The organism is Foetidibacter luteolus, assembly GCF_009650435.1.
Taxonomy (GTDB): Bacteria; Bacteroidota; Bacteroidia; order Chitinophagales; family Chitinophagaceae; genus Foetidibacter; species Foetidibacter luteolus.
In genome coordinates this window covers 1-7,329 of the sequence record NZ_VVIP01000037.1, presented here as the reverse complement: position 1 = coordinate 7,329, position 7,329 = coordinate 1, and the positions used below count along the sequence as shown (strand labels likewise).

Below are 7,329 nucleotides of genomic sequence, written 5' to 3'. Positions count from 1 at the left end.
ATTTTTGTACCAATAGTGAAAAACATGGTAGCGGATACCGTGCTGAGCACAGAACGCCTTCTGGCTAAGCCCGCTTTGCTGCCAGTCTCCAATCATACTAAACATTTGCTCTCTGACCTCAATATCCTTTTGCATAATTTTTTATTGACAAAGTAACGGTCAATTAAAAGGCGCAACAAGATGTACTTGCTGGCAGGGATACGTTACGAGTAACTACTGTCGAGTAATTTTGCTTTACACTACAACTTTACTGATGTTGTACAGACACCGCCTATACCGCCACTTCTGCGCTATTTATCGTGGCTACAGTTTGAGCAGGCAGAGCAATAGGCTGTACTGGGGCATTTACTGTAATGATGTTTCAATGGATTGAAGGACCTACAGCTGATGACTGCCCAAAACAGGATAAGGGTTCGCATGGCAAGTTTAGCTAGTTTAAGGTAAAAAGGATTTTTGGGAAATGCAAGGATGGTAGTAAAATCGCTACAAAAAGCCATCCGGGTTCGCTACAGGACTTTATTTGTGCTTTAAATACCTTTGCCTCAGCATGTCATTAGGGGGACAACTACACGCCTCTGCGTTTCGCAGGGGCGTTTTATTTTATTCCGGCTTCATCGTCTGGTACTCATAGAGGATAACGGCTATAAGGGCCAGAATGGTTGCAATAGCTGCCGCGTCGAGCAAGTATATGCGTTGGCTGTTGGGCGGCTCTTTTCGGTTTATGATCTTCACAATAATAACCACTCCGAAAACGAAGGCAATTAATACCAGGAGCTTGATAGCGATATTAAAGTCATGGTTGAAGTGTGGATGCCGGTAAAGATACCCGGTTAAAGTTACAATGGGAGTGCAAAAAAAGCCACCTGAATAGGTGGCTTTTGTTTTTGATTCCTAAGCCCGGAATGAAAATGCCGGTCCAACTTATTGCTCTTATGAGTTCTGCTCGAAAATAATAAAAACAACAAAAATGCCGGGCAATTGTCCGGCATTCATACCCCGTGAAACAGAGATTCTATTACACTTGCCAAATATAAATAATATATAATTAAGCGTAAGTTGAAACTATTAAACAGCAATCAAATTAAAAGCGCCTTGGAAAAGGCGCTTGATAACTTACAGTCCTATCAATGTTGGACCGGGATTAGTGGCCCGGATAAAGTTAATAAAAAAGCCCGGCGTTAAAACACCAGGCACTTTAAACCCTAAACCCTTAAAAAACTTTCGCAAATTGAGCCATTATGCTAAGATTGAAAAGTTAAAAGATAGGCGGACTAACATCGTTTCGTTCGCCCAAGAATTCATCAGGTTAGTAAATTCCAAACTCCAAGGCGCTTTTCTTAGATTCTAGTAAATCGCCGAAAGTTAGTAATACAAACTTCATTTCAATCAGTATATCTACCACAGAAGCATAACCTTCTAAAGTTTCAAAGCGATTATCAATGATTTCCAGATTGATGAGGATTAGCTTTTTGAGTCTCCAGGAATCAGCAATGTCCTTTTCAACCGTAGTAATCAGATCTTTAATACCATGGCGTCCGACGGCTTTGATTTTCTTCAAATCCGTTCTTTTAAACTCATATAAGTCAAGTGTTAATATGAGCTTATCCATTTTAGCATGAATGCTCATGAAGGGGGTTTTGTATAAAGTTGTAATGATTTTGAAATATTGTCAAAGTAATATTTGGTTATCAATTACCCGTTTTTTTAAATTAAAAATGTGATCCCCATGCAGCTTGACGAGATTCAAGGTGATAGTTTGCCCTTAAGCTCGCTCTTTGGCTAGGATTTCAATTATTCGGCATAGTTCTTCCTCTTTCCTGACAGCGCCTGTTTTATCGAATGATTTATGCAGCCGCACCACATGCGGTTTATTTAGAGAGGAAGGAATATGTAATACGTCAACAACTACCCCTTGATAAGGCATTGAGTAATAAGAGATATTAAAGGCCTCATTAATACGTTTGGCTATTAAGCCTACCAAGTCTGCCGTATCTCTTAGTTTACAATCAGAGAATTTAGCAGGCTTAAATATCTTTCCTTTTTCATCATACCCTATGATAAGAAACCCATCCAGGCCCACAGTGTTGGCTATTGCGGATGTATCTTTAATAAACTCGCTTAGTCCTTGTTCTGAAGTAAGGTCATACCACTGAGACTTTAATTCTACTTTTGGATTCTCTATTTCGAGACCAGCAAGCGCTCGATTTAGAATTATTTTAACCCTATCAAAAATTTCTTTTTCTGTCATCAAACTATTCAGATTTACGTAATTGTTGTTATTTACATAACCCACACGATTAGTAGAGCTATTACAGCTAAAATAACAGCGGCAGCGATCACTAGAAAAATCATCACACTAACATCATTATTTTTAAGCCTTTTGACTACAGCATGTATATCCTCATTTGGTTTTAATGGGTATCTCTTGATATATATCGCTTCTGCAGCCTGTATTTCTCCCTGGTCATACTTTTTATATACCAGGGCCTTCCATTGCTTTAATGCCTCGTATTCTTCTCTTTGTTTTGCTTCTGCGGCTTTGGTATTCTTTCGGACAGGCTTTGACGGTTTTAATGTTTTAATTGCTTTAAAAGTAACCTTGAAAGCCCCGGTGAGAATCTTCATGCCCTCTCTGGTTTTCTTAGCCCACGGGTCTTTAATATACCTGGTCATAAGAAGTATTTGAATATTAGGATAAATGCTTTTCACCAAGCAGTCGCTGTGACCCGGATTGGATCCAAACCAATGACCTACTGCCTTCTAAGCAGTGGCCCAGGCGGATGGCGGACCGGACGGTTTTACGGACCAGTCTGCACTCCATAACTAACTTTAAACAACTTAATACTAAATCGCTGAAATTCAATCTACGCTAACATTTCAGCCGATTCTTAGTTGGTAACTTTAATCTACTTGATAGTGCTTTTATAGACCTAAATAGACCAAGTTATGCGTCAGCCTATCAAGTTAATTTGTAAGAAAGGAAAACTCCGTGAAGATGGCACCCGTTTAATTTCCATCCAGTATTGCCACTCTGCCACAAAGCGGGTGGTTATGATCTTGTCCTATTGAGCGTGATGCCCATTAAAGAATTCAAGCATTCTGGTCAGGGCAGTTTCACTGTGCATCAGATCGCCATTGATCAGGGATTCCTGGGCAGCCTTTGCTGCTCTTTGCTGCATCCGCATTTCATAGTTGGCAATACCTTCCTGTATGGTCTTGTAATTACCAGATGTCAAGTTTTCGCTCAACTCCAAAGCGTCAAGCATCGCCATGTTCACCCCCTCGCCAGCAAACGGCGGCATCACATGCGCCGCATCGCCAACCATAGTAAGATTGGGTAAGGTTTTCCAGATTTGATCCAATTGCATACAGAATATGGGCCGCGGAATGAGAGGCGTCGCAGCAGCTTCAAACAGCTCGTGCCAGATACTGCTCCATTCGGGATATTCGCTTTTAAACCACTGCAACGTTTGTGCCTTATTAGAAAAATCCAATCCGCTATCCGTTGCCCAGGTTTCGCTGGCTTTGAAGCTGGCATAAAAACCGATTACGCCGTTTGCCTTTTGTCCTAACATTACATTCTTCCTGTCCCCAAATGCCATTATTTTTCCGCCACCAAGCATGGCAGAAATATGAGGTGCTGTTTTGCTGGCTTCATATATAGTGCCTTCAAGCATCGTAATACCTGAATAGAAGGCTTTAAAATCTGTGATATATGGACGCACCTTTGAGTTGGCACCATCGGCCGCGATAACAATATCAGCATAAGCTGTTATTCCGTTTTTGAAATGTAGCAGCCGGCCCTCCTTTTGTTTTTCCATTAAAATGAAGTGGCTATTCCAGGCTACTGTTCCTGGGTGCAGAGACGTGAGCAAGAGTTGTCTCAGCACGCCCCGGTCGATTTCGGGACGGAAATCTTTGCTGTCGAAATTTTCTATTTGTTTGGTTGCATGGTCGCTAAAAAGTACCTCGGCATGTTCGTTCATAATCTGCAGGCGGTCTGCCCCGGCAAGAAAGTTCTGCTTGAACGCATCTAACAAGCCAGCTTTGCTTAGGGCAGCCAGCCCCGATTCGTCGTGCAGATCAAGCGGCGAGCCTTGTACACGGGCACTTTTATCCTTGTCTCTTTCATACACTTTTACATCAACGCCGTTTAGCTGCAGCAATCTTGCCAGTGTCAATCCGCCTGGCCCGCCGCCAATAATGGCGATTTTTTTTGAAGTCAATAACATTTTGCTTTATTAATTATAGGGCAAAATTGTTACGTCAGCAGGAAACGGAATAGTAAAAATCAGCCGTTTTTTAGGAAGGGAAATTTCTAATGGCTGTAATATTTACAAACTGTGCATTCTTGTTTTTGCTCAGCACCTTGGGGGTAACGCCTGTATACTTCTTAATTTCTTTGATGAAATGATTCTGGTCGGTGAAATTTTGTTCTGGAAAAAGTTTGCCCTCGCTGATATGCCTGAAGGATTCACCAACACGAAGCACATTGCAGTATGTTTTTAGTGATATACCAAACTGCTCATTAAAGTAACGATTGATCTGGCGGCTGCTCCAGAATACTTTCTCAGAAAGCTCTTTTACTGTTACAGAACCGTGAGTTGTGTAGATAACGTCAAATAAGTTTTTCTTACGGTCATCTATTTGCCCGTCGGCAACGGATTTTATCTTTTGCGTGGCCTTATTGCAAAAGTTTTCCAAACTGCTCAAATCGTTTTCGTCAAATTGCCAAAAGCTGTATGGGATACTTCTTCCTCCGTTCAGCACATCTTTTATGGAATCCCCAAGCAAATATTCTACTGCCAGGAGTTTCAAGCCTATCGAGAACATCTTTGTCCCGTTTACAATGCTCACTTGGGAAGGTTCTGTGTCAATACCCCTCACTATTATCTCCCAATGTTCAGCATTTACCTTTGATACAATCACGTCCACCATTCCATTAGGTAGCACAGTCGAAGGGATGTCATTGCCCGTGCTGTTTTCCAGCGTCCAGAAGCTGTGAACAAACTGGGATATAGAACTATCCGGCAATCTTGATTGGATGGTCAGGCTCATAAACAATCCATTACATTATGGATAAAGGTAGCAATCCTTTTGCTCTTGTGTTTTCAGGCCTTCTAATTGATTCATTCCATTAGCTTTATCAGCTATGTTTAAAAACTGTATTTTAAGTACACTCACCTTATCTGAGGTTACCCTGTGAGTCCGCTATGACGGTGCAGGTTACCCAATTCTACTGCTTCATAGGCATCCACGCACCCACACAGCCTGGCACAAAGTAGCATAATATGAGGCAAAAAGTTTACTGTGGCATGCCCGGATTTGAGAGACTTTGGCAGATTATCAAAGCTGCTTTACCGCCTGCCAATCCACATATCATAGCTGGTCTTCTGAACGAGCCAAAGCTATTGATACAGTTGAAGATGAAGAAGCAGTGTCATAAAAAGTTTGCTATCGTTGAGCATGGCCAAGGCGCTAACACCGCCTGCAGAGCGGCTTTAGAACCTCCCGGACATATGAGTCATATAGTAGTGCTGGACGGCGTTTGCTCCTTTTACTGTGCTTTGAAAATCCCTGTGAAGCGTCCCTGTTAGCTGATCTGGTCGTAGGTGCAGCTTTTTTTAGTAAAAGATGATTGAGTTAGGAATATCCTTGATTCGGTTACATTGACAAAAATGATGGTAACCATCTTTGCACTATTAATCATTTATATCATGGAAAGTAATAACGGACCATCTACAAACACAGCGCTGATTGCGTTGGTAACCGGCGCCAATCAAGGTGTAGGTAATGAAATTGCCAAAGCGCTTGCCGCGAACGGATATATTGTTTATCTGGGTTCCCGTAAATTGGAGAACGGTGAAAAGGCGGCTGCGGAGATCGGCGGCCATGCAAAAGCAGTGCAACTGGATGTCACAAAGCAGGATAGTATTAATGCGGCTGTAGTAAAAATAACAAGTGAATATGGCCGCCTTGACCTGCTGGTGAATAACGCAGGTATTTCGCATGCGGGAAATGCCCCGAAGAATCCGGAGGAATTGATGCGCACCGGCCGTGCCGTCAACGTATCGCTGGATGAAGTACGCACCGTTTGGGAGACCAACGTATTCGGTGTGATCGCTGTCACCCAGGCGGCTTTGCCCTTACTGCGCCGATCATCAGCGGCACGTATCGTTAATGTGTCCAGCGGCCTCGGCTCGCTAACCTGGATAGCTGATCCGGAGTGCTGGGCGCGGGAGCATTTTGGCATTGTATACGGCGCGTCCAAAACTGCACTTAATGCCGTTACGCTGGCCTTCGCCATAGAACTGGAAAAAGAAGGCATTAAAGTAAATGCAACCAGCCCGGGCTACACAGCAACGGCCCTTAATAATTTCCAGGGTACGGATAGCCTGGAAGTGGGCTCTCGTGAACCTATTCGCGTTGCGCTGGAAACCGACGGCCCAACTGGCGGCTTTACGGGCCCGGAAGGCAAATTACCCTGGTAATGCCAGTACTTTAAAACGACAATTTATCCAATATGACCGGCGAAACAGGTGCCGGTCATATTTCTTACTTTTAGTTATGAAAAAGGAAAAGCCCAAAGTTCCCAAACTGGAATCTATTAAGGAGATTCACCGTATGCTGGACCTGCCGGGGCCTAAGCATCCCCTGATCACCCTGTTTGATACCCGTGACGAACGGATCAACCTAAGCCGGTTACCGGTGAGTTATGTGACAACACTTTATAAGATATCCTTTATCGAGAAGCTGGGTGGCAAATTCAGGTACGGCCAGGGGTACTATGATTTTGATGAAGGGAGTATGGTGTTCACTGCGCCTAACCAGGTCGTTGGCAGCACATCCAGGTACAAAGGAAATGAAGGCTATTCATTGATCTTTCACCAGAATTTTTTACAGGGTCATCCCCTTGCTGCTAAGATAAGGCAGTATGGATTCTTTTCTTATTCATCGAACGAGGCGCTTCACCTTTCGCTGCAGGAAAGGACCACCGTTGCATCTATTTTCAGGATCATCGAAGAGGAACTGAACAGCCGCATTGACGATTTCAGCCAGGAGGTGGTCATCGCACAGATAGAACTTCTGCTGACCTACGCCAAGCGGTTCTATAAACGTCAGTTCCTGACCCGGCAGGCAGCCACCAACGATCTCCTTCAGAAGTTCGAAGCGGCCCTCAATAGCTATTTCCAAAAAGAAGAGCCGATCGATCGTGGTCTGCCTACTGTTCAGTACCTCGCTGAACAATTGAATTATACGCCGAACTACCTGAGTGATATGTTACGCTCGCTTACAGGACTCAGTGCGCAGCAGCATATCCATGAGCAG

8 protein-coding genes are annotated in these 7,329 nt (G+C 43.5%); 2 read left to right on the top strand and 6 right to left on the bottom strand.

Annotated elements, in window-relative coordinates:
• From tnpA to F0364_RS11100, 6 genes are all read right to left on the bottom strand, one after another.
• Nucleotides 1-105, bottom strand: a 105-nt coding sequence (tnpA, locus tag F0364_RS29520; protein ID WP_442345985.1) for an IS66 family insertion sequence element accessory protein TnpA, incomplete at its 3' end; no start/stop codon positions are given.
• 1,201 nt (nt 106-1,306) lie between these two features.
• Entirely contained in the window at nt 1,307-1,627 is a 321-nt protein-coding gene (locus tag F0364_RS11120) for a hypothetical protein (protein ID WP_153797857.1), read from the bottom strand.
• 135 nt (nt 1,628-1,762) lie between these two features.
• Nucleotides 1,763-2,248: an AlbA family DNA-binding domain-containing protein gene (locus tag F0364_RS11115; RefSeq protein ID WP_207632615.1), complete on the bottom strand. Its 486-nt coding sequence runs from the start codon at nt 2,246-2,248 to the stop codon at nt 1,763-1,765.
• Nucleotides 2,249-2,280: 32 nt separating this feature from the next.
• Nucleotides 2,281-2,673, bottom strand: coding sequence for a hypothetical protein (locus F0364_RS11110; protein WP_153797855.1), 393 nt, complete (start codon nt 2,671-2,673; stop codon nt 2,281-2,283).
• Between the two features lie 389 nt (nt 2,674-3,062).
• Nucleotides 3,063-4,232, bottom strand: a complete 1,170-nt coding sequence (locus F0364_RS11105) for an FAD-dependent oxidoreductase (protein ID WP_153797844.1) — start codon at nt 4,230-4,232, stop codon at nt 3,063-3,065.
• Nucleotides 4,233-4,302: 70 nt separating this feature from the next.
• The gene (locus F0364_RS11100) at nt 4,303-5,058 is read right to left on the bottom strand and encodes a helix-turn-helix domain-containing protein (RefSeq protein ID WP_153797843.1); all 756 of its coding nucleotides are present in this window, start codon (nt 5,056-5,058) and stop codon (nt 4,303-4,305) included.
• Nucleotides 5,059-5,717: 659 nt separating this feature from the next.
• On the opposite strand from F0364_RS11100, the gene F0364_RS11095 reads away from it, so the two are divergent.
• Both F0364_RS11095 and F0364_RS11090 read left to right on the top strand, forming a co-directional pair.
• Nucleotides 5,718-6,491 (top strand): SDR family NAD(P)-dependent oxidoreductase, encoded by a 774-nt coding sequence (locus tag F0364_RS11095; RefSeq protein WP_153797842.1) that lies wholly within the window; start codon nt 5,718-5,720, stop codon nt 6,489-6,491.
• A 76-nt stretch (nt 6,492-6,567) separates the two neighbouring features.
• Nucleotides 6,568-7,329, top strand: a 762-nt coding sequence (locus F0364_RS11090) for a helix-turn-helix domain-containing protein (protein WP_153797841.1), incomplete at its 3' end; no start/stop codon positions are given.